Origin of the sequence: Paenibacillus sp. FSL R7-277 (assembly GCF_000517965.1) — a bacterium.
GTDB classification, from domain to species: domain Bacteria; phylum Bacillota; class Bacilli; order Paenibacillales; family Paenibacillaceae; genus Paenibacillus_AQ; species Paenibacillus_AQ silagei.
On the sequence record NZ_ASPX01000009.1, the window covers coordinates 139,218 to 161,482 of the forward strand.

The 22,265-nt window shown below is 52.9% G+C and carries 17 protein-coding genes; 8 read left to right on the forward strand and 9 right to left on the reverse strand.

Features of this window, described 5'->3' with window-relative positions; translation table 11 throughout:
- Position 1: 1 nt before the first annotated feature.
- Genes C173_RS04655 through C173_RS04665 form a run of 3 tightly spaced genes read left to right on the forward strand, consistent with a single transcriptional unit; the run spans position 2 to position 2,817 of the window.
- On the forward strand, positions 2-760 hold the full coding sequence (locus C173_RS04655) for a lantibiotic immunity ABC transporter MutG family permease subunit (protein ID WP_036722875.1): 759 nt from the start codon (positions 2-4) through the stop codon (positions 758-760).
- A 33-nt stretch (positions 761-793) separates the two neighbouring features.
- Complete coding sequence (locus tag C173_RS04660) at positions 794-1,456, forward strand: response regulator transcription factor (protein ID WP_036722876.1); 663 nt, start codon at positions 794-796, stop codon at positions 1,454-1,456.
- Complete coding sequence (locus tag C173_RS04665) at positions 1,453-2,817, forward strand: sensor histidine kinase (protein WP_155991234.1); 1,365 nt, start codon at positions 1,453-1,455, stop codon at positions 2,815-2,817. Before C173_RS04660 ends, C173_RS04665 begins: the two co-directional genes overlap by 4 nt.
- A gap of 84 nt (positions 2,818-2,901) precedes the next feature.
- Here the strand turns inward: C173_RS04665 and C173_RS04670 are convergent, their stop codons facing one another.
- The 3 genes from C173_RS04670 to pnuC are packed head-to-tail and all read right to left on the reverse strand — an operon-like array spanning position 2,902 to position 5,505.
- The gene (locus C173_RS04670; RefSeq protein ID WP_036722879.1) at positions 2,902-3,795 is read right to left on the reverse strand and encodes an NUDIX domain-containing protein; all 894 of its coding nucleotides are present in this window, start codon (positions 3,793-3,795) and stop codon (positions 2,902-2,904) included.
- A 25-nt stretch (positions 3,796-3,820) separates the two neighbouring features.
- Entirely contained in the window at positions 3,821-4,831 is a 1,011-nt protein-coding gene (locus C173_RS04675) for an AAA family ATPase (protein WP_036722880.1), read from the reverse strand.
- On the reverse strand, positions 4,828-5,505 hold the full coding sequence (pnuC, locus tag C173_RS04680) for a nicotinamide riboside transporter PnuC (protein WP_036722881.1): 678 nt from the start codon (positions 5,503-5,505) through the stop codon (positions 4,828-4,830). The genes C173_RS04675 and pnuC overlap by 4 nt, the downstream gene beginning before the upstream one ends.
- Positions 5,506-5,884: 379 nt before the next feature.
- On the opposite strand from pnuC, the gene C173_RS32665 reads away from it, so the two are divergent.
- Together C173_RS32665 and C173_RS04690 are read left to right on the forward strand one after the other, a co-directional pair.
- A complete protein-coding gene (locus C173_RS32665) occupies positions 5,885-9,436 on the forward strand; it encodes a DUF3289 family protein (RefSeq protein WP_051477821.1) in 3,552 nt (1,183 codons plus the stop codon).
- Between the two features lie 27 nt (positions 9,437-9,463).
- Positions 9,464-9,967 (forward strand): hypothetical protein, encoded by a 504-nt coding sequence (locus C173_RS04690; RefSeq protein ID WP_235191771.1) that lies wholly within the window; start codon positions 9,464-9,466, stop codon positions 9,965-9,967.
- A 78-nt stretch (positions 9,968-10,045) separates the two neighbouring features.
- On the opposite strand, the gene C173_RS04695 is transcribed toward C173_RS04690, so the two are convergent.
- Positions 10,046-12,157 (reverse strand): TerD family protein, encoded by a 2,112-nt coding sequence (locus tag C173_RS04695; RefSeq protein ID WP_036723082.1) that lies wholly within the window; start codon positions 12,155-12,157, stop codon positions 10,046-10,048.
- Between the two features lie 517 nt (positions 12,158-12,674).
- Between C173_RS04695 and C173_RS04700 the strand changes: the two genes are divergently transcribed.
- From C173_RS04700 to C173_RS04710, 3 genes are all read left to right on the forward strand, one after another.
- A complete protein-coding gene (locus C173_RS04700) occupies positions 12,675-13,076 on the forward strand; it encodes a RidA family protein (protein ID WP_036722883.1) in 402 nt (133 codons plus the stop codon).
- A 260-nt stretch (positions 13,077-13,336) separates the two neighbouring features.
- A complete protein-coding gene (locus C173_RS04705) occupies positions 13,337-14,542 on the forward strand; it encodes an ATP-binding protein (protein ID WP_235191772.1) in 1,206 nt (401 codons plus the stop codon).
- A gap of 16 nt (positions 14,543-14,558) precedes the next feature.
- Positions 14,559-15,317: a hypothetical protein gene (locus C173_RS04710; RefSeq protein ID WP_051477822.1), complete on the forward strand. Its 759-nt coding sequence runs from the start codon at positions 14,559-14,561 to the stop codon at positions 15,315-15,317.
- Positions 15,318-15,372: 55 nt separating this feature from the next.
- Here the strand turns inward: C173_RS04710 and C173_RS04715 are convergent, their stop codons facing one another.
- The 5 genes from C173_RS04715 to C173_RS04735 are packed head-to-tail and all read right to left on the reverse strand — an operon-like array spanning position 15,373 to position 22,239.
- On the reverse strand, positions 15,373-17,880 hold the full coding sequence (locus C173_RS04715) for a hypothetical protein (RefSeq protein ID WP_036722886.1): 2,508 nt from the start codon (positions 17,878-17,880) through the stop codon (positions 15,373-15,375).
- Positions 17,881-17,904: 24 nt separating this feature from the next.
- The gene (locus C173_RS04720; RefSeq protein WP_036722888.1) at positions 17,905-18,993 is read right to left on the reverse strand and encodes a HAMP domain-containing sensor histidine kinase; all 1,089 of its coding nucleotides are present in this window, start codon (positions 18,991-18,993) and stop codon (positions 17,905-17,907) included.
- Positions 18,986-19,684, reverse strand: a complete 699-nt coding sequence (locus tag C173_RS04725) for a response regulator transcription factor (protein ID WP_036722890.1) — start codon at positions 19,682-19,684, stop codon at positions 18,986-18,988. The genes C173_RS04720 and C173_RS04725 overlap by 8 nt, the downstream gene beginning before the upstream one ends.
- A gap of 24 nt (positions 19,685-19,708) precedes the next feature.
- Positions 19,709-21,028 carry an ABC transporter substrate-binding protein gene (locus C173_RS04730; protein WP_327196428.1) on the reverse strand — a complete coding sequence of 440 codons (1,320 nt, stop codon included), beginning with the start codon at positions 21,026-21,028 and terminating at the stop codon, positions 19,709-19,711.
- 50 nt (positions 21,029-21,078) lie between these two features.
- Positions 21,079-22,239 carry an efflux RND transporter periplasmic adaptor subunit gene (locus C173_RS04735; RefSeq protein ID WP_036722891.1) on the reverse strand — a complete coding sequence of 387 codons (1,161 nt, stop codon included), beginning with the start codon at positions 22,237-22,239 and terminating at the stop codon, positions 21,079-21,081.
- Between the last annotated feature and the right edge of the window lie 26 nt (positions 22,240-22,265).

The window sequence follows — 22,265 nt, forward strand, 5'->3', positions numbered from 1 at the left end:
CATGAATGCACTGCCGGGTCTGCTCAGGGCCGATCTGCTCAAAATGCGGCGCACCCCGTTTCTCCTGACCCATCTGCTGACTCCGCTGATCGGGGCTGCCCTATTCATGGCTTACTATTCCATTTCCTCTGCCAGCGAAGGGGTTAAGGTGATGGCGTTCATACAGGCGGTCGCCTGTGCGTTTCCTACCCTCATCGGGCTGCTCTGTGCGATGGCAGCGGAGCAGGAGGCCGCCGCCGGAGGATTCCAGGGAATGCTGGCCTTGCCTGCGGCAAGAAGCACCACCTATGCAAGCAAGCTGCTGCTCCTGCTGGGCTCCAGCCTGGGGGCTGTCCTGCTGATCTTTGTCCTGTTCAGCCTGGGCTTTGCCGGAATGCTGGGGCAGGACCGGCACGGCATACTCTTTTATCTGACCGGTGCCGTGATCCTGTTCGCAAGCAACATCCTGCTCTATCTGGTTCACTTCGCTGTCAGCCTGCGGTTCGGCCGGGGAGTCTCCATCGGCATAGGAATCACGGGGAGCCTGCTCGCCGCCCTGATGCTGACTGGTCTTGGCGATATCCTGTGGCCGTATATCCCCTTCGCCTGGGGCGGCCGTTTCCTCTCCCTGCTGGAGATTCAGCATTCGGGACTCCGGCTGCCCCGGGCTGAAACGGGACTGGCCACCGGCATATCCATCTGTACAGGAGCAACAATAGCCGCTGGCCTCCTCAGTATGTTATGGTTCAACAAATGGGAGGGCCGCTCTGCGGATAACTAGCCTCCTAATCTGTAAATGAAGGAAACAATGACTATGGCCAAAATACTTGTGGTAGACGACGAACCCGCTATCCTCTCCCTGATTCATAACGCGTTGAGCACAGACCAGCATCTGGTGACCACCATTTCCAATCCGGCGGAGGTGCACAGCACCGATCTGGGGGCATATGATTTGATTCTGCTGGATGTGATGATGCCGGGAGTGGATGGCTTCACGCTCTGCCGGGAGATCCGCACGGCGGTGGATTGTCCTATTCTTTTTTTGACGGCAAAGACGCTGGAAAGTGACCTGATGTACGGACTCGGGCTGGGGGCGGATGACTATATTACGAAGCCCTTCGGCATCGGCGCGCTGCGCGCGCGGATTCAGGCCCATCTCCGGCGGGAAGGCCGGGAGCGGCGCAATATGCTGTACCTGGACCCCGTGCGCCTGAACCTCTCCGGTAAGGAGCTGTATCTACGCGAGAATAAGGTTCCGCTGACCAAAAGCGAATATGAAATCTGCGAATTCCTGGCCCGCCACCGCGGACAGGTCTTCTCCAAGGACCATATCTATGAAGGGGTCTTCGGGATGGACGGGGACAGTGACAGCAGTGCGATCACCGAGCATATCAAGAATATCCGCGCTAAGCTGGCCCGGCACGGGCTGGAGGCCATAGAAACCATCTGGGGGATCGGATACAAGTGGAAGCTGTGAAACAACGTAAAGCCGTGCGACTGCGCACTTTTTTCCTAAAATACCTGCTGCTGCTTAGTCTGGGCACCATTCTGCTGCTGGGAGGACTGCTCGGTGTATTCGCGCTGGCGTTCGCCCGGGGGGCGCTGCTGCCTGCCAACTATGAGGAGAAGGCAATTGCCCAGTTCAAGCAGCAGTTAGCTGCTGATGTAACAGATACGGTTCCCCGGGTCCCGGACCAGCTGAATTACACCGTATTCACCTTGGACGGGAAGCCGCTGGCCGGCAACCTGACGGCTAAGGAGGCGGAGCAAGCCTGGAGAATAATCCGGGAGGGGAACAACAGAAGCGCCTACTACTATACCACCGCTGAGCATGGGCAGGAGCTATGGATCTTCCGCTATGTCCTGACACCGCAGTATGCTTCTCCAGTGCTGCGCAGCGCGCTGCCGAATCCCCAGCTCCTGGGCCCCTTGCTCTTCGTGCTCGGGTTCCTGGTGATGGCCGCCCTGCTCGCGGCCCGGTTCGGCCGGAAGCTCTCGGAGCGGATGGCCGGACTGCAGGAAGCGACCGAGAATATCCGGCGCGAGAATCTGGAGTTCGCCGTCCATCCCAGCGGCATTGTGGAGATTGATGAGGTACTGGGCTCGCTGGACCGGATGAAGGATGCCCTGCAGACTTCACTGGAGAAGCAGTGGGAGCTGGAGCGCTCCCGCAGAGAGCAGATCTCCGCGCTGGCCCACGACATCAAGACGCCGCTGACCATTATCCGGGGCAACGCCGAGCTGCTGCAGGAGATTGTAGAGACGGAGCCGCAGCGTGAATACAGCGGCTATATCCGCCGCAGCGCTGAAGACATTGAAGCCTTCGTGCAGGAAGTCATTGATCTGTCCAGCCAGCAGGCCGGCTCCTCCCGCCAGAAGGCGCTGGTCCCGGCAGCAGAGATCATAGCTGAGCTGGAGCTGCAGATGAAGGCGCTCAAGGCAGGCAGGGACCTGAAGACCTCTATCCGGCAGGAGAAGCTGCCGGAATACCTGTTCATTCACAAGGAGCTGCTGCTGCGGGGCATGATGAACGTGATTACCAACGCCGCCGAGCATACCCCGCCCGGGGGCAGCATTGCCCTGCTTGTCCAGAGCGGGCCGGATGCGGTTCAGTTCACGGTTACCGACACCGGCAGCGGCTTCTCGGCGGCCGACCTCCGGGAGGCCACCAGCCAGTTCTACCGGGGCGACCCGAGCCGCAGCTCCGGGAATCATCACGGAATGGGGCTCTATATTGCACGCTCTGTGGCCGAGCAGCACGGAGGCAGCCTAAGCCTAAGCAATGTCTCCCCTTCCGGGGGCGGGAAGGTGACGATGCGCATTGCCACGCCTGAGTAGCAGCACATCCAGCTCGTGGCTGAATTCCATTGTTCTTAATATTGCTCTTCCTGCGTTCATTGATGGTTCCTCCTAATTAAAAATTCAGGCTTCTCCCCAGTTCCGCTGATACAAGCGGCGGGAGGGTGTGTGTTCCGTATGCTCTGTGTACAGGTTGGTCGCGGTTATAAGCGCAGCCACCTTGTCCATGAAGATCGCCTTCGGCAACTCCTGGCCGAGAATCACCTCGTAGACCTGCTGCAACTCGGCCAGGGTGAATTGTTCAGGCATTAAGAGTAGCGCGATTCCGGTTCTTTCCATCTCCTGACGCAGCCGTTCAATGGCATAGGCAATGATCTTGGCGTGATCAAAAGCAAGTCCGTCATTGGACAAGACGGCATATTGCACCGATCTGGCCGACGGTGTCACCGTCACCGTCTGTTCGATCACTGCTGCCAGCTCCTGCCCGCCCGCTTCCAGCCGAAGCTCATAGGTACGGGTGCGGATGCAGCCCTGCTCCAGCAGCTCTTTGTGCTCCTGCCGGAGCTGGTAGCTTACCTTGAACCAGGCCGCAGCCTCGGCATCATCCCCTGCCTCTAATTGGATACGGCGGCTGTTGACCAGCGCCATATAGCTGCTGCTGATCACCCAGGTACGGGGATCGCGCCCGGGGTCAGAGAAGGTGCGAAGCTGCTCCAGATATACACCTGTAACACCGGTCTCCTCCTCCAGCTCGCGTGCGGCCGCCTGATCCGTGGTCTCGTCCGGCTGGACGAAGCCGCCCGGCAGCGCCCACTTTCCCAAGCAAGGATGCCCGCCTCTGCGGATGAGCAGCAAGCGCAGCTCCTTCGCCACTGGACCAGGCCCTTGGTCTGCTTCTGTGTCCGTGACGGTGAAGATTACCATATCCGTAGCCACTGAAGGCTGCACATAATCCCCTGCCCGGTACTGCTCCAGGAATTCACGCTCTGTAAGTCCGTTAGCATCTCTCAATTCCACTCTCTCCGCCTCCTCTGTCTCTGGCTCAATGCTCCAGCTTTCCGAAATAATTCCCGTACGGCTTGAATTTTGCCAGTACACTGTCCACCTTGCTTATACGTTCCGTAAGCGTGCCCCTAAGGGTTATATAGGGAATCCGCCTCTCCTTCAGATCTGCGATAATCTGCTTGTGGAACACCTGACGCTTCTGATCCCCGCTGCGGTCCCACGTATCGTCATACGGAATATCATCGTCGCACAGAAAGAACAAGTCATAGCGCTGCGCGTTCTCCAGGGCCAGCCGGGTCAGCAGCTCAGGTGCCTTCCCGTGGTAATCCAGCGCATACATATAAGTGGTAATCGCATTCGTGTCTACAAATAAATACCTGTTGGCATCAAGCAATGCCTGCTCTTCCCGCTCCAGATGCCCCACCGCGATCTCGTCAAAAGCCTCCAGCCCAATCCGGCGGTCCACCTGATGCTCCGTCCAATAGTCCCGCCCGTATTCACTGGCGAAGGACGTGCCGTATTTCCGGGCAAGCGCTTCGGTGATCGTCGACTTACCGGTAGACATCGCCCCTACAAATACGACCTTGGTAATTAGATCGCGGTACACTAGCCCGCTGACATAACCCCGGTATTGGTAAGGGTCCGAGCGGACCATCGTGGCCGATACCGGAACCTGCACCCTCGCCTCATCCACCCGCCGGTCAATAGCACCCAGCGCCAGACTCATATGCTCTCCATAGAATTCACTCGAATAAAAATGGGTCACCTGCTCGCCCTTCAGCAGCCCGAGAATGTACTGCTCCTCCCGGATCTCATGCTCCCTGTCATCCGAGTATCCACCCGGGCCGTCCCAGGCCTCGATTACCCGGACCGCAGGATAGAGCCTGCGAATCCAGTTGGCCCGGATCTGCAGCGGTACCGGAGAGACCTTGGTCTCATAGATCACCACAATCAGCTCGTCAACCTCCCGCAGCGCCGTCTCGAACATGAACTGGTGCCCTTTATGCAGCGGGGCGAACTTCCCGAGGGTTAATCCAAGTGTCTTCATGACAGCGCCTCCTTAGCCCCATTGTTCCAGTTGTAGTAGCCGTAGACCGCATTGATCAGATAGGCACTCCACATGACAATCATCAACAGACCCTCCCCGCTGCCTTCCAGCGTCCGGATCACCCAGAGCAGCACGGTGAACATATTCAGCACAATATAGACCAGCCACTGCTCCTTGAAGCGACGCACCATCAGAATCGTTGCCACTACCGATAACACGGTAGTCAGGGCATCGATGTAAGGTGAGTTCTGCGCGGGAATGAACGATAAGCCGAAGCCCAGCAGCAGCGCTCCCGCCACACAGACTGCAACGGTGAGCAGGATGCCCCTCGTTTCCATTTGGCGCATGGACAGCTTGCCGCCGTGCATGTTTCTTTTCCACATATAAAAGCCTGCAATATTCATGGGCACAAAGAATAGCAGATTCAGCATAACCTCGCCGAATAATCCGTTGATATAGGCCAAATAAGCATATCCGAACGTATTATACATCCCGAATCCATAGCTCGCCAGCTTCCCCTTCGCCGTCAGCACCACGCATAGTACCCCGGTGATGAAGACCGTGAACCCGAAGAGCGAATCCTTGGACATCACCGTAAAAACAACCGCGATCAGCGTAAATATCACCAGCCAGGCGAGTTCAAACCTACTCCAATTCCCTAACGCCTTCTTCATGCTCATCCCTCCGATTCCTCTGTATCCTGAGAAATTTATACTTATTAACTAATTGATAATTACATTTTGTTAATATCAAAATAACAGAATTTATGGCGGGATGCAAGCCCGATTTTCCACAGCTTATGAGATAGCGGTCTTCGGCCGCCTGTTGAGAACCAATCATTTGGAGGATTAGATAACGGCGGTATTAGGAAGCAATTAAAACCTCCTTCACACGTACAAGTCAGCCTATAAGCTGGCTATTTTTGACGCCCTTCTACTTTTCTTCCATTTGTTGTTGCCTAAACCTCTTTATGCAAATATGATAGATTCATATACCCTAAGATCTTACATATTATCCACCCCATTAGCGATCATATAAGGAGGAACGGCAGCAATGTTCAAGACAAGGATCATGAAACGAAGCTTCATCTTATTTGCCATTCTGGTATTGGTATTCTCTTCTCTTCAGCTCAGGCCCGCTCTAGCTCAGGAAGACACGGGCGGCAAGCAGCAAACAATCTACACAGGAGAGGGGTACGAGGTAATCTACACAATTTCCTCCCAGTGGGAAGGCGCCTTTAACGCAGATGTCACGATCAGGAATACGGGTAACCGGACGCTGGAGAACTGGAGTATTGATTTTACATCCCCTTATGAGATTACGAATATCTGGAACGGACAAGTACAGTCCTACGAGAACGGAGTTTATACCATCAAGAATGCAGGCAGCAATCAGGACATTCCGGTGGGTGGCAGTGCGAATTTCGGCTTCACGGCTTCATTTGAAGGAGAGCTTCAGCTGCCTGTAGCATTTGAAATGCAGGGCGCGGAACAGATCGTACCGGCGGGGCAATACGAAACAGGCTTCAAGGTAACAAGTGATTGGGGGAGCGCTTTTAACGGCGAGATTGCCATTAAGAATACATCGCAGTCTACCATAGAGGATTGGACGCTGAGGTTCGATTATGACGGGAACCTGGACCGGTTCTGGACGGCTGAAATTACCGGGCATACCGGCAATCATTACGTCATACATAATGCGGGCTATAATGCCAATATTCAGCCGGGCGAGACTCTGATCCTGGGCTTCTCCGGGAACCCGGGGAATGTAGCAAGCGGGCCATCGGGCTACCAACTTACGCAGATCTCCACCCGGCAAATAACACCGGAGCCTGAGCCGGGCGGGGTCTCCGTCCAGCTTGACACATACAGTCTCCAGCTTCAGAATAGTCCGGACGGAGACTATTACTTTCTAACCTCCAAAATGGACAAGCTGACGGGAACGCTGGGAGGAGTATCACAGGTCAAGGCATTCACTTATGAGATTACGGACAAAAATAAAGCAGTCCTCCAGCAAGGGACGATCCCTGTAAGTGCGGCGTGGTCTGCGGAAGGAATCGGGCTTGGCATCGGATACAATCTGCTGAAGCTGCGCGCACAAGTTCAAGATGGGACTGAAGTGACCCAAGAGTATACTATCGTGAACTTCGACGAGAGCAATCTGGATAACCTCGGGATTGACCGGGAGAAGGACAGCGATAATGACGGAATTAGCGATTACTATGAGGAGCATTATGGCCTCTCCGCTACCAGCAAGGATACCGACGGCGACGGGTTAAGCGACCGGGATGAGCTGCTTGTGCTGAAGCTGAATCCGCTTGAACCGGACAGTGATAAGAACGGGACTGCTGACGGTGATGAAGACTACGACAAGGACGGATTAACCAACCTGGAGGAGCTGATGCTGGGCACCAGCCTCATCAGTGAGGACAGTGACGGCGATGGCCTGACGGACGGCGAAGAGATCCATAAGCACAAGACCGATCCCCTGAAGGCCGACACCGATGGAGACGGACTCTCTGACGCGTGGGAACTCCAGATCGGAAGCGACCCGCTTGTGCCTGAGACGAAGTTCGCAAGAACAATGAAGGCAGAGGATGTCGGGGGCAAGGCTGTTCCAACGGTAGCTGTAGAAGGGATCACTGCGGAGCAGGTAGACAGCTTGTCTGTCCAGCCGGTCCAAGATGGCATTCTTAATGATACAACTATTCCCGGATATATTGATCAAGGCTATAATTTCTCCATCGACGGAAGCTTTGAGAAGGCCACAATCTCCTTTGAGTTTGACAAAAGCTTACTGAGTCAGGCAGGCTTTGTGCCGCGAATCTACTATTACAATGAGGAGTCGCAGCTGTTCGAAGAGCTACCGGATCAGCAGGTGGCCGGGAATATGATCTCGGTCCAGACGGTTCATTTCTCCAAATACATTCTGTTAAACAAGACAGTATACGACCAGGTCTGGTTATATAAGTTCCTGTATGATGAGGGACAGGAGCATTATGCGGGGATGGATATTGCCTTCGTCATCGATTCATCGGGCAGTATGTCAGATAATGACCGGAGCAATGTGAGAATCAGCGTAACCAGACAGTTCGTCAATCTGCTGACGGACAGTGACCGCGGGGCTATTGTTGATTTTGACGACTCTGCCAAGGTGTTATCCGGCTTCACTTCAGACAAGACCGTGCTGAGTCAGGCTGCGGGGCGGATTGATGCGAACGGCGGAACGACTCTGAGCAGCGGGATTTCAAGTGCAATTAATCTGTTCGCCACCACCAGCAGAGCGGATGTTCTGAAGTACATTATTATGCTTACTGACGGGGAAGGCTCTTATGATACCGCACTAACCAAACGGGCTGCCGATCAGGGTATTGTGATTTATACGGTAGGCCTGGGCAGCAGCATTTCGACGAGTGTCCTGACCAGCATGGCCCAGGGCACCGGCGGCAGCTATTATCATGCAAGTAATGCCAGCCAATTGTATGGGATCTTCGATACCATTGCCGCGACTTCCGATCTGTACAAGGATACAGACCAGGATGGCATCAGCGATTATCATGAGAAGGAGATGCAGGCCGGAAGACTGCGTGTTGGTACTGGCGGTGCGGCAATAAGGTTGAATTATCTGGATGCAGACAGCGATAACGACGGGCTTAAGGACGGGCAAGAGATCCGTATTGTTAAATCCGGCGACAAGGTCTACGCCTATTTGTACTCCAATCCCAACCTGGCCGATACGGACGGAGACGGCTTGAACGATGCGGTGGACAGCAGAAGACTGATTCCAGATGTAAGGGAGGCCCTGATCCTTCAATCTGATAACAGAGAAGGAATTCTTAAGAAAGCACCGCAGGGAACTTCCCCAGTCTCCGATGACCTGACGTTCAATGACTACACTTATTTTGAGTTACTCAAGCTGGACCCGGTATTCTCGGTGGCCAGAATTACGCCCGAGCCCATGATCTGGGGCGAGATGGCCCTCCTGTTCGTTGTCGGCACAATAGGTGCAACGGATGATATGAAATTCGTTCTTGGCGATCTGATCTCAACGTTCAAATACAGCAAAACCATTAATGAGGGATCTTCGGTAACCCTTGGCGACACCTTCGATACCAGCAAATATATCAAGTATCATAACAGCCAGCTGGATAATGCCGTCATCACGGACGCCAGTACCCAGAACTATGGACAATTAATCAAGAATTTTGTTGTGCAGGAGCTGCGCAGTAATAACGGTGATCTGTCCAGACTAAAATTTGATCCGAACAGCAACCGGAATGTGGTGTATAGTTACGTGAATCAATTCTCGACCAGCCCGTATCCGGTATTTACGGAGAAGACCAATCTGGCGTTATCTCTGGCTATCCATGCCTTCCATGGTCATAATATTACCATTAAGGACTTCAACAGCAACGGAGGTCAATTCAGCGGCAAGCTGGTGTTCCATTTCTACGATCATTTCGGCCTGGATGCTGATGATGAGATTAATAATCCGGGATTTGTGGACTGGTTCACTTTGCAGCACTACGAACGGTTCAACGGCAAATATGTACCGTTCATTACAACGATTGACTACGAGCTGCCTTTTAGCGGCTCCGTTAACTAATTTCAATGGAGCAGGCAGGTGAAGCTATTGAGTCGCAGGACACGAATCTTACTTGGCATTACCATTATACTGTTGCTTGCAGCGGCAGGCTTCATCATCGGCTACGATTCCTCCAAGATGAAATATGAACTATTCCGGGAGCACCGCGCGCAGTTTGAGGCCGTGAAGGCGGAGACCCGGCTGCTGATGGACAACCTGGATGAACGGAGTAATATCGGGAATACCTTTATCTACTCCAATAATCGTAATACCACCTCTCCGTTCCATGACAGTGTGAATACAGAATTGCAAGACAAGATCCGGCAGATCGCTGCATGGTCTGGGGACAGCCTGGACTTCGTGCGTTACAGCAAGCAGGACGGGAAGCCGCTCCTCAGGTTCATATTTGACTGGGAAAGGGAGCATGGCGCGACCTATCATATCGTGTATTGCGGGAGTCAGAGCATGATGGAGCAGGCGTATGCGACAGAGCCGGTTAAGTATAAGCTGACTCCACTTGCAGACGGCTGGTATGGGATTGAGATAGAGTAATTTAAAAAAGGGGTGTCCCACGCCATGTGTAATGGCTGAGACACCCTTTCTTTTGAACAAACCGGTTACCCGCTCTGCTCACACCACATATTCGGCCATAATCTGCTCAATATGGTACGGAGTCACTCCCTGGTCTACCGAGAATACGGTATCCGCCTGCTGTTGGGATGCGGCCAGTTCACCTCGGGCCTTGGCATGCAGCGTGAACAGATCATACAGATCGGGCTTCTTCAAGGAGGTCATCGCCTTGCCGATGATCACCATCCCCTTCTGGTTCCCCTCCACGTTATTCACATGGAACGGATCTCTGGTCAGGGACAGGTCTGTCCAGATCACGGTCCGCTCCACCAGATCGAGTATCACAGGAATGGCGAGTTGGGTATCCGCCGTGACATCAATCTTGTTCGACACCGTGGCTGGCTCATAGATTTCACCGGACCCTGGCTTCTTCCGCATCATCCAGCCCGTAAAGCACTCCGGCAGATTGCAGTACGGCTGTCCTGTGAAGGAATGGAGAGTCGCCACTACATACCTTCCGCCATACTCAACAATAGAAGGAATATGCAGATCAATGAACTCACTGGCCCCGTAGGGCGCCGTTACAATATCCCCGCTATGGGCTGCATGATATTGTGCCGAGCGCAGATTCGTATAAGAGATATGTTCCACATAATTCCAATTCTTATCATACAGCACAGCGGACAGGTCAATATCTACACGGCCTGTAGGTGTACCGTCCACCTTCCCTTCCTTCCACCAGCAGAAGAAACGGATCGTGTTCCCTTCGCCCATCGGAATCCTGCTTCCCCGTACCAGCGTATGCAGCGCTTTGCTGGCAGACCGCTGGGAGAACGGCACAAGATAGTCCTTCAGGCGCTCATCCACATATACCTTTCCCAAGGAAGGCCGGACAGCAAACCGTGCCACCAGCGTCTGCTCGCAGAGATCCGCAATATCCCGGCAGGCTTCTTCACTGATCTCCGGCAGGGTATTAGGAGTGGCCCAGGCTTTGGCGACATTTCCCTTGGGAAAAAACACCCTAAGCTCCGGCAGCTCCCGCTGTCGCGCGAAGTAGCTCTTCACCTGCAGCAGCACCGGGGTCGATACCTGGTCTGCCACTTCTGCGAAGGCCATCACCACGTACTCCGGCTCGCGGGTCATCCGCAGCAGCTTCGCCAATCTTCGTGCGAATTCGCCCGGACGCTTCACCAGCAGATCCAGCGCCGTCCACATCTGGTGATACTGAAGGGCCAGCTCCACACTCCCGTTAAAGGTCGTGAAGGCTTTTTTGTTACGCAGGATATCAAAAGCTTCCTCACAGCGCTTATACCGCTGCTTGTATTCAGATGGATGCAGGATCTCTCCGAGACGAATCCAGCGCTCCCTGTACTTAAGCATATCCTCCGTGATGGGATGACACCGTTCCAAGAGCCCCAGCAGCAGCCGGCGTTCACTACGCTTGAACTTGCGGAAGCGGGTGGCCGCTGCCAGACTGACATCGCCCTCCGACCAGGCCACCGCCAGCCGCAGCACATCGGTTGCTGTCATGAAATAGGGGCTTATTCTGGCTACATCCGCCTTATCATGCCTAAGCAGCGAGGCTGCCACGAATCCGGCATTCTCCTTGAACGGGATCTCCTGCGGCAGGAGTTCATCCAGTTCTTCGTTGGCTGTATTCGCAATCACAGCATCGATATCCTTCTGATCCTCTGCCGAGATCGAGCCTCTGGCCTCCATCAGCTGGCGGATTAGGGTCCGGAACTCCGTGATGCTCCCCAGGTCAATGACCTTCAGCTTCACCTGTTCCTCAAGGGGCGTTCGCTGCACGGAATCAGCATATGGAAGCTCCCAGGTGTAATAATGGAACATCGCATTGAAATACAGCTCCGCTTCATCCTCCTGCATGACCTGCTCCGGGAACCCCGGATACATCGGTGCATAATGCACATGCGCGCCAACCATCCGTCTTACATCGGCAATCAGCGGATAATACAGCTGCTCGAAGGCCTCGCGGGGCAGCTTCTGGACCGCCCGGAACAAGGCAGGCGACAGGGTATACCCAAGCCCCTGCAGATTGCGGAGGGCTGCGGCCAAGTACCCCTTCGTGAGCTTCTTCGTGTCAGCAGCATCAGGTGTATGTTTCAGCATTATTTTGCCTGCTCTACGCAGGTAGATTCGGTTTATTTGCATAGTAAAAGTGTCCAGGAGAGCCGTATCCCTACTCGGTTTCAGTCCATGGGTAGAAGGAAGGAATACAATAGCCTGGACGCCTCCTCTCTGGATAAGCATCCTTCAGGAGAGCTGCGGCTCTAATTCATCCAATTGAGTAGAAGGAAGAACCGCAATAGCCTGAAGATCTCCCGGCGATCTTGCCGCCGTTTGATGAATCCATCATCGCACACGGTCCAGCGGGCCAACAGGGCGGAAGTATTACGACAGAGGGAAATTTTAACTTATAGCTCGTCCCGCACCTTATCGCAACCAGTATTTTTGTTTTCCTTAAGAATATGTTATCATTTTTAATGTAAGTTAAATTTTAAATGTTTAGGAGGGATACCTGATGAAAAAGAGATCTATTCAACATCTGTCTGCTGGAATCGGGTATTCGACTGCTGTTTTTTTCTAGAATACATTCAGACGGGATAGGTCTGTCCAATATGAAGTAATACTATAAAAAACAGCCCATTTAAAAGGAGACTTATAAGTAATGAGCCTAAATAACAATGTCATTCAAAGATATAATCCGGAAAATATAGCAAAACCGGTTGGAAGCTACAGCCATGTCACTAAGATCAGCAGAGACGCTGAAATGTATGTCTTTTCCGGTCAAATCGGGATCGATCAGAACAACAATATCCCTGCCGATTTCAATCAGCAAGTAACCAATACGATGAGCAATATTGTAGACATCTTGTCCTCTCAAGGGCTGACCCCCGATCATGTCATCAAAATCAACATCTGGGCCACTGAGGAAATACATTGGGATCATTTCTATTCCATCTGGAATGAAGTGTTCGGCCCTACGCCTCCTTCCATGACGGTGGCCTATATCCAAGGATTAGGCCTGCCTGAATTGAAGATCGAATTGGATGTTTGGGCCGCTGGTTAGAGCGTAGCGTAAATTAATACACCCAAAACAAGCCCTAGAAGTATTCTAGAGGCTTGTTTTAGGTGTTTTTTTCTGCGCTGCGGGTAATTAAGAGATAAAGGTGTATTATTGATGTGCATAAGATAATTTAAGAGGATTTTAATGTCGTTTTTCTTAAAAGGTTAGATATCGTTGTTAAATCATTCCACTTAGGGATATACTAGAACAGAATACGGAACTAAGATATCTACAACCATTTAATGCTGCTGAGGGGTGATTGTTTGAAGCTCAGAGTTAGAGATGTTTTTATTGCTGGTGCCCTTCCGATTCACACCTATATTTCGCGCAAATCGGAATTTGGGCTGACCTATGAATTCCGTCTTCATAATGTGATCGATATGGTCGGATTTTTAACTTCAATTATAGGTCCATCGAAAACAGGAAAAACCGTACTGTGTGACAAGGTAATCGGCTTGGACGGATACGTCGATTTTATAGGAAGCGACTTTAAGGATACCGTAGATTTCTGGGAGACGGTTGCAAATAAAATTGGTATTCCCCTCGAACGAGACCATACAGAAATACGCACGCTTGAAGGTCAGGGGCTCGCCGGAACAACAGAAGGAATCACCACCTCCATCACAGAGTCTTTCCGTTCCGGCAAAGATAAAGTCATTAAATATTTTATAGCAAACAACTTAGTTCTATTACTAGATGACTTCCATTACGCTTCACCCAGCAAACAGTTTGAGATTGCCTATCAGCTCAAAGATGCGATCCGCAAAGGGCTTCGAGCCATCATCATATCCTTACCTCACCGTTCGGATGATGCCATTCGAAAGAATGCCGATTTAAGCGGGAGACTGAACCTGATTAATATCGAGCCTTGGAATCCAGATGAACTGCGTGAAATTGCTGTCGGAGGATTCAACAAACTAAATATGCAGATTGATCTGCGGATCGCCGATAACATTGCGCAGGAGAGTCTATCTTCTCCCCAACTCATGCAATCTATCTGTTATAACCTTAGTATGATACTCGATATCGACAATACAGATTATCCGGCAATGCCTGATCAGGAGACCCTCAACCAGGCCTACAGAATGACCTCATTGAACCTTCTTGCTTACCAAGAGGTTGCCAGGAAGTTGAAAACAGGTCCAAATCCCCGGGGACAAAAAAGAAAAACCTATTCGACTATAAAAGGTGAACAAACCGATATCTATGAGTTACTTCTAAAGGCAATTGCTGATGATCCGCCCATTGTGAGCCTTTCTATCGACAGCATCAAGCGAAGAATTGATGTGTTGCTAGGTAATCATGCTGACAAACCGGATCGGGTGAAAATCAAAGCAGCTATTGATCAGATGCAGGCTATTATGCAGAGCAGCGAACCGATGTATCAGGTTTTTGAATATAAGGACGATGAAGTTTACATTTTAGAACCGTTATTCCTGTTCTTTTTGCGCTGGGGTAATCTCAACTAATCGAAGGGGGATTATTTTGACTACGATTAATGAGGATAGACTACAAGTTATAAGTGCGCTTCAAGTGCAAATTCAATCTTTCCCACAGGGACAATCGGCTGACTTCAGCAGATGGGTAGATACTACCAGCCGCATGTTAGAGCGTCTCTTCTCCGATCAGTCCATAGCACAGAAATTTGTCTTGCTCACCAGAGCAGGTATACTCCAGGCACAATTATACCTGGAGAATTTAATTACAGATATTAACGCTGGGCTTTTCGATGATGCCAAACCACTTAATGAAATAGATGAAGCACATTTTCATCTTATCATAAGCAGAGTTCTTCATAATTTTGATAAGCATATTTACGAAATGTATCAGAAGCCAGTCCATGGAAATGGAACACTGAAGCTAGAGAGCCTTGCTGACATTTCACTGGGTAACGAATATGATGTGCAGCGGTTGCTATATTCACTGCTCCGTCCCATTTTCCCTGAAGCAAGGGTCGAGGTGCCCACTGACGGAGGATACAAGGGTTATCGCTTTGATATATTTATAGATTCCTACGAAACTGTAATTGAAGTTAAATGCTCGCGTCCAAATATGACTGAGAGGAAGCTCACCGAAGAGATCGGGTCAGATGCATTTCATTATCCCAAAAAGCACATCTATTTCTTCATCTATGATAAAGCTAGAATCATTACAAATGTTGATGCATTCTGTAAGAACTATAACAGGACTCATGATTCCAAGCAGATAAAAACAATAATAATCCAACCAGTTAAAATGATATGAAAAAACAGGCTGCTCTCCATCATTGGAAAGCAGCCTGTTTTTTTAATCTGCAATATCACTCCTCCTCCTTCTTCGCCGCAGGCCGCTCATACACCACAGCATAATTCTGGCTGCCCAGTAGTATCCGTTTGCCCTGGAACTCATCGTAAATATTCACCCGCACCGTTGCGCCGGTAAGGGACTTGTACGCTTTGTTGTTCAGCGGGAAGGACAAGCTGCCCGTGGCTCCCGCACCAGCCGGTCCGTCTCCCAGAGGCAGAAGCTGCTCCGACGGCTGCCCGAACGGATCAATCAGCTCGGCCACCAGCTTATGCTCATTCGCCTCAGCAACATACTGCTCACTTCGGGTTAACCGGTAGTTCATCTGTACCTCTATGGACTCCCGGTCTTCAGGCATCGTGGCGGTCACCTGGTTCACGGACAGGGAGTACGGGAACAGGTCCAGCTTCTGAAGGGACGGCTGCGGAGCAGGATTGGCCGGACTCAGCCCCAGGCCCACGGTCTGGATGTAAGCGGTCGGCACTGCCCCCGGCGCGGTCAGCTTGCCTTCAGCAATCCCTTCCCCGAGAAAGAGAGTCAGCTCTGAAGCATTGATCTCCGGCGGAAGCTTGCTCCAGACGGTTACGAGACTCTTCTCTTTGGGGTTCAGGGCCGCGGCGGACTGCGAGATTACCGCCTCGAAATACTGTCGATCCGGGGTCCGGTAATACCCCACCAGCTGCGCCGGCTGGGTCTTGCGTAGTTCCTCGTTGGTCATCACCAGCTCGGTATAGATCAGCTTGGAATCCGTGCCCGGATAGATCCGGCTCTGCCGCTCCAGAATCTCTGCCTTCTTCCCGGCCAGCTCCAGACGGAAGGGTTCACCGGCCGCTACGGTTCTTAAGGTATTCTCCACCTGGCTGGTGAACAGCGTGAGGAAATTCGCCTGGGTCTCTTCCGAAGGATACTGGAGGATCACCTTCAGCTTCGTCAGATTATAAGAATAGGGAAGGTTCCCCGTAATATACAGAACCGCTGTCTCCTGCGGGGCCAATTGGCTCTTGGAGCCTTCGATCACCATCTGCGAACTGCCGCTGATATCGAGATCCTCCGCCTTCAGAAGCGCTGTAAGGGCCGGAAGCTGAACATTCGCCATGCCTGAGTTGCGGAGGCTGATCTTGGTCACGACCTGATCGCGGTCCGACCACGGCAGGCGTTCCACCGATTCCAGCTTCACCACGAAGGTACCCAGACTGTTCTGCACGGGGTACTCAGTCGCCAGCAGATGATTCGGCTGCAAGGAGTAAGGAATCTGATAGTAAGCCGCCGGGAAGGCGATCCGGCCCTCTTCGGCCGGCTCGTTCATCTGCAGCTGGAGCACTCCCTGATTAAGCTTCAGGGGCAGCTCTGCACTGAGTTCGACTACCCGCTCCTCCAGCGGCTTCAGACTCAGACCGGCCAGTGCCTTATTGCTGACCGGATAGCTGTACCCTTCGGCAGTCGTCAGGCTGAAGGGGTAGGCCGGAATCGTCACCGCTTGGTTGCCTGTGTTGCGCACCCGGAATTTCAGGCTCCATTTCGCCAGGTGATCCTCCGAATACACCGCCGCGCTTGCGAGCTGCGTCTCAATTGTATTGTTAGCAACCTTAAGCTTCGCGACGGCATTAGCGGGTACGGTGAAGTTGGGCGACTGTGCAGCAGGCAGCTTATACTCGGCCACAGGCAGGTTCAGCTGCAGCGCGCTGTCTTCCTGGACGAACTGCAAGGACATATTATCCGTCTTCGTATAGGAGGGAATGTCCGCCAGATATTGCACGGTCCGTTTCTCCTTGGGCTGAATCTGGTAATCGGCAGGGGCGGCATTCAGTTCAAATCTGGAGCCTCCCGAGGATATCAGATATCCCTTCAGGCCCGTTTCCTTAAGCACCTTGGTACCCGAATTGGCGAAGCTGATGCCCACCCTGGCATACACTTTTCCGTTAGCCTTAACGATCTGCAGGCTCTCGGCCTTACTGATCACCGGCACACCCGCCAGGACCAGCTTTTTGCTCTGCCCTCTGGCGGTGGCTACCGAGTAGGAACCCGGAATCGTGAACGTCCCCAGCTTCTTCTGGTAATTCACCTGGCTGAAGTCCCAGCCGAACAGGGCGATTCGGACTCCGGTTATTTTGGCAGCCTTACCCGCATTGACATAATACGTGACCGACTGGCTGCTATTAGCCGGAATGGATTTGACGGCAGCACTGTCTGTCACTGGCTTGCCTTGAATCACAGCGCCGCTTGAAGTGGTGACCTTGGCGAAATAATCGATCAGGCTTACGTTGCTGCCCGTTCCGTTGTAGTAATTCAAGGTGTACGTGAGTATATTCCCGCTCTCCTGAGGCTGTAGCGCAGCGTTCAGCAGCTTCACACTCACGCCGCTTTTCAAGGAGACCGCCCCCAGTCCCTCCAGCGTGGACACGGCGGCTGTAGCCGCCTTTCCCGCTGAAGGCCCGGCCGCCGCATAGGCTCCGAAGGCGATGGACTGGCTGAGAACCGCCAGGCTTAGCATGGCGACAGCATATTTTCTAGTGGTATGATTCATAATTCTCTCCTCCCTTAACTTCGCTTAAGCTTGCGGCAGCCGGACCTCGAACCTCGTCCGCAGCTCATTGCTCTCTACAGATAGGCTCCCGTCATGCTGCTCTACAATATTGCGTGCAATGAACAGTCCCAGGCCGGTCCCGCCCTCCTGATGTGTCCGTGCCCGGTCCCCCGAGTAATACATCTCGAAGATATGCGGCTGCTCCTCCGGCGGAATGGGATTTCCGTAATTGATGATCTCAACCGCTACTGAACCTGAATCAGGGCGGCTGTTAATATCCACATAACCGCCTTCCTGTCCGTAACGGGCGGCATTGGTCAGCAGATTGCCTAAGACCCGTACCAGCAGATCCCCGTCCCCGTAGATCATTAGGCCAGGAGTCACATTCAGCCGGGAGGTCAGGCCATTATGCTCGAATAACGGGTACATCTCCTCGTTCAATTGCCGCAGCAATTCGGTAATATCCAGATATGTCTTCACCACAGGCAGTGTGCCATGGTTCATCCTGGTGATCTCGAACAGCCCGTCAATCAGCTTCTCCAGCCGCTGGGACTTGGTGAAGGCAATCGTCGCATAATGTCTGATCGTCTCCACTGGTAATTGCTCATCCCTCAGAATCAGATCCAAATATCCGAGAACAGACGTCAGCGGTGTACGCAGATCATGCGCCAGATTGACGACTAGCTGGTCCTTGCTGCTCTCAGCGAAATCACCTCTTTGTACGGCCTCCTGCAGCTTGGCTCCGGCCACATTCAGATCCTCTGCGATGGCGCTGAACTCATCCCTGGAGGCAATCCGCACCTGATTCTGGAAATCTCCGCCCGCCAGATGATGAATCCCCTTGGAAATCTCGTTAAGGTAGCGGATGTACGGCTTGGTGAACATGAAGAATAAGATCAGCATGATTGGAATGAACAGCATCAGAGACACATTGAAGTCTCCGATCCTGTAGATGAACCGGCGGATTTCCGCCTCCGGGTCCTCCCACTTCACCCCGGCGTAATAGAGCTGAAGCAGCTTGAAGATCCCGTAGGTGATCCCGGCAGAGAGCAGCATGCTTACGCCCAGTAACTGAACCAGTCTGGTTCTGAAGCCCCGGCTTCTCTTAGGCATTGAACGTGTACCCGACACCCCAGATGGTCTTGATGAACCGTTCCTTGTTCTGATCCTCTCCCAGCTTCCGGCGCAGGGTGCGGATATGTACCATCACTGTATTCCCGCTCTCATAGTACGCCTCGCCCCATACCTGCTGAAAGATACTCTCTGCACTGAACACCTGCTTCGAGTGGCTCGCCAGCAGATAGAGGATGTCGAATTCCTTCGGCGTAAGGTCAATCTCTTCGCCATACAGCGTAACGGTGTGCTGGTCAGGGGAGATGATCAGCCCGCCCAGCTCCAGAACCGAAGTCAGATGGGCACCCGGAGGCTGGCTGAACTGCAGGGAGCGCCGTAACTGGGAATTGACCCGGGCCAGCAGCTCCATCGGATTGAAGGGCTTGATCATATAATCGTCCGCGCCCATGACAAGACCCGTAATCTTATCGAAGTCAGAGGTCTTGGCACTGAGGAAAATAATCGGCAGATTATGCTTCACCCGCACCTGGCGGGTGACCTCGTATCCGTCCAGCTTCGGCATCATAATATCCAGGATGGCCAGATCAATGGATTGGGACTGAATAGCCTGCACGGCCGCTTGGCCGTCGAATACCTGAATGCAGTGATACCCTTCCTTCTCCAGGTGCAGGGCAATCAGGCCGGCAATCTCTTTCTCGTCCTCTGCGATCAGAATAGTAACTCGCTTCATACCGGAACCCTCCTAGACCTGAATCTATTCGTTCAAGTAGGTAGTTGCCTTGTTCTGAATCAGCTTCGCCACTTCCTCCGCTGTCTTCTGTCCGCTGAAGAAGGAGACCGCCTCTTCTCCCGCGATGTTCAGAATTTTGACATCCAGCATGGCGAAGTTATCCGCAGTATTCATCCTCTCTCTGAATACCTTGAATTGCTCGTCAGGCACACTTGCAGACTTGCCGTCTGGAAGCTTATACGTCCCGCCCTTCACTTCCTGCTGAAGCTCGCCAAGCTGCTTGTCGTTTACCGACTTCAGCAGGGAGAAGCCTTCTTCACGCTGCAGGTTCTGCACTTCCTCTGACAGCAGGAATTCCATGAACTTCCAAGCCTGTTCTGCCACCGGCGATTTGGCCTGGATTGAGAAGGTGGAGACCGGAATAATCCGCATGGTGCCGGAATTTCCGCTATGCGGCTTATCCAGCAGCTGCGGATTGGTGAAGTAAGCATACGGAACATTGACGAAATCAGCCGGGGTTTGCAGAACGGCCGAATAGAACAATTGATTATCGGCTTCCCCCGAGCCGGCGCTCATCACTCCATCGTCATACATCTCTTTAATCTGCCGCATCATAAATATGAAGGCAGGGGAATCGAATTTGGCTTTGCGCGCCGCAGCGTCTACGAACTGGTTATAGCCGTCCACGACCATCTCCTGAAGCAGCATCTCCGGCGGATACTCCTGGAGCGCGAAGCGGTGCCCGGACCCTGCCTTCTGCCCGGCTTCAATTATCGGTTTGGCAATCCCGCTGAATTGCTGCCAGGTCCAGCTCTTATCGTCCACATTCGCATTCTTAAGCGCATCCCCGTCTCCAATGAAAGCTCTCAGATTGTACCCGGAAGGGATGAGATAGGTGCCCCCGTTCAGCTTCAGGGCGTTCAGCACATTAAGCTCCAGATTCTCCTGCTTCAGCGTTTGTGACTGCTTCAGGTAATCGTCCATATTCAGGAACAGCTGCTTGTTTACGTAATCACTGACCGGCAGAGTGCTGGTCTCGTAAATATCGGCGCCTTTGCCCGAGAGCAGTGCCGTTCCGGTGCTTTTGATGTATTTCTCATAATCCTGCGCTTTCTCACCGATCGCCTTGTAAGCCTGCACCTGCAAGTCAATATCAGGGTAGGCCTGTTCAAACTTCTTCTCCAGCGCACGGTAGAATTCACTGTCCTGCCTAACCGATAACGTCAGAACGGTCTTGCCGTCTGTGCTTGGAGCTTCCGCGCTGCTCCCCGAGCTGCATGCGGTCATCACCGTTGTAAAAGCAAGAATCATTCCTAGAAAGCCCATCTTCTTCTTCATCTTCATTCTCAAATACCTCCCAATAATTATTCGTAGAAAATGCCTTACTCCTATGGCTACTGCAGACGTACACGGTTCCCGTCCTGCAGGGGCTCGCTGCTCTCCAGAATAATCAGCTCATCCTCATACAGGTTATCCGTCTGGATGATGCTGTCTATGCCATTGGTTGTACTGGAGCGGATCGTAACCTCGCGGGCGATAAAGGTATTGCCCAGCGCCCCCCTCTGCTCCTCGATCTTATAGATATAGCTTCGCTCACCCAATTGGTGGATAACCTTATTGGATACGAGGAGTCCGTCCTCCCGGGAAGGCTTCTTCAGCTTAATCTGAACCTGCTCACCCCCCTTAAGCGACTCTTCATTCAGCACAATGAAGACATTCTTCTGCGCAATTTGCTCCACCCTGCCGTCCTCCTCAGCGGATGCGCTGTCGGTACGCGCCTGAGCGTCCTTGATCTCTGCAACCTTACCCTGCAAGGAACGGGCCTGCTGGCCCTGTGCCGGATGAACCTGCACCTCAAGCTGCTCCCCTAAGGTAACCCCGAGGCTGGATAACAGCTCCGCGTCCGCCGTGAAGCCGAACTGATACCCCTTGCTGCTGCTCGACAGGACCAGATCCGCTTCCCCCGCGGACAGCATTCCCGCAATGGCATTCACCTGGGTGACCACCCCGTCGAAGGGTGCCGTAAGCTGCTGCTGCGCCGTTAACCGCTCTCTCAATCCGGCAATTTTCCGCGCCTGGGTGACCTGATCGACCTTACCCGCTTCAATCTCGCGCCGGGCCTTGCGAATCTGAAGCTCATCGCCTTCCGCATACGTCTGAATGAACTGATCCTGCAGCGTCTGCTGCGCGATCTTTTGCTTATCGAGCGCCGCGACTTCATCCTTCAGCTCCGCTTCGGCGGCCTGGCTGTCATAGCGGATCAGTGTTTGCCCCTTCGTGACCCGGTCCCCCTCCTTCACAAGAACCTGCCGGACCTTCCAGCCGCTGGCATTCAGGAGCTTCGCTTCACTCACGGGCGTAAGCTTTCCGCTGCCCTCCAGCGTGAATTCGAGGCTCTTGGTCTGCGGCTTGACCGTGGTCACCTTGGGCAAGGTCAACGACTGCAGCGTATTGCTGAAGAAGGTGAAGAAGAGTAACACGCCCAAGAGCAGAAGGAAGGCTGTTCTGATGTTTTTTTTGCGCCTGCGGTCTGCGGGCACTCCTGTAGTCTCCATATTCCGTCTATCTCCTCCTGCCATTG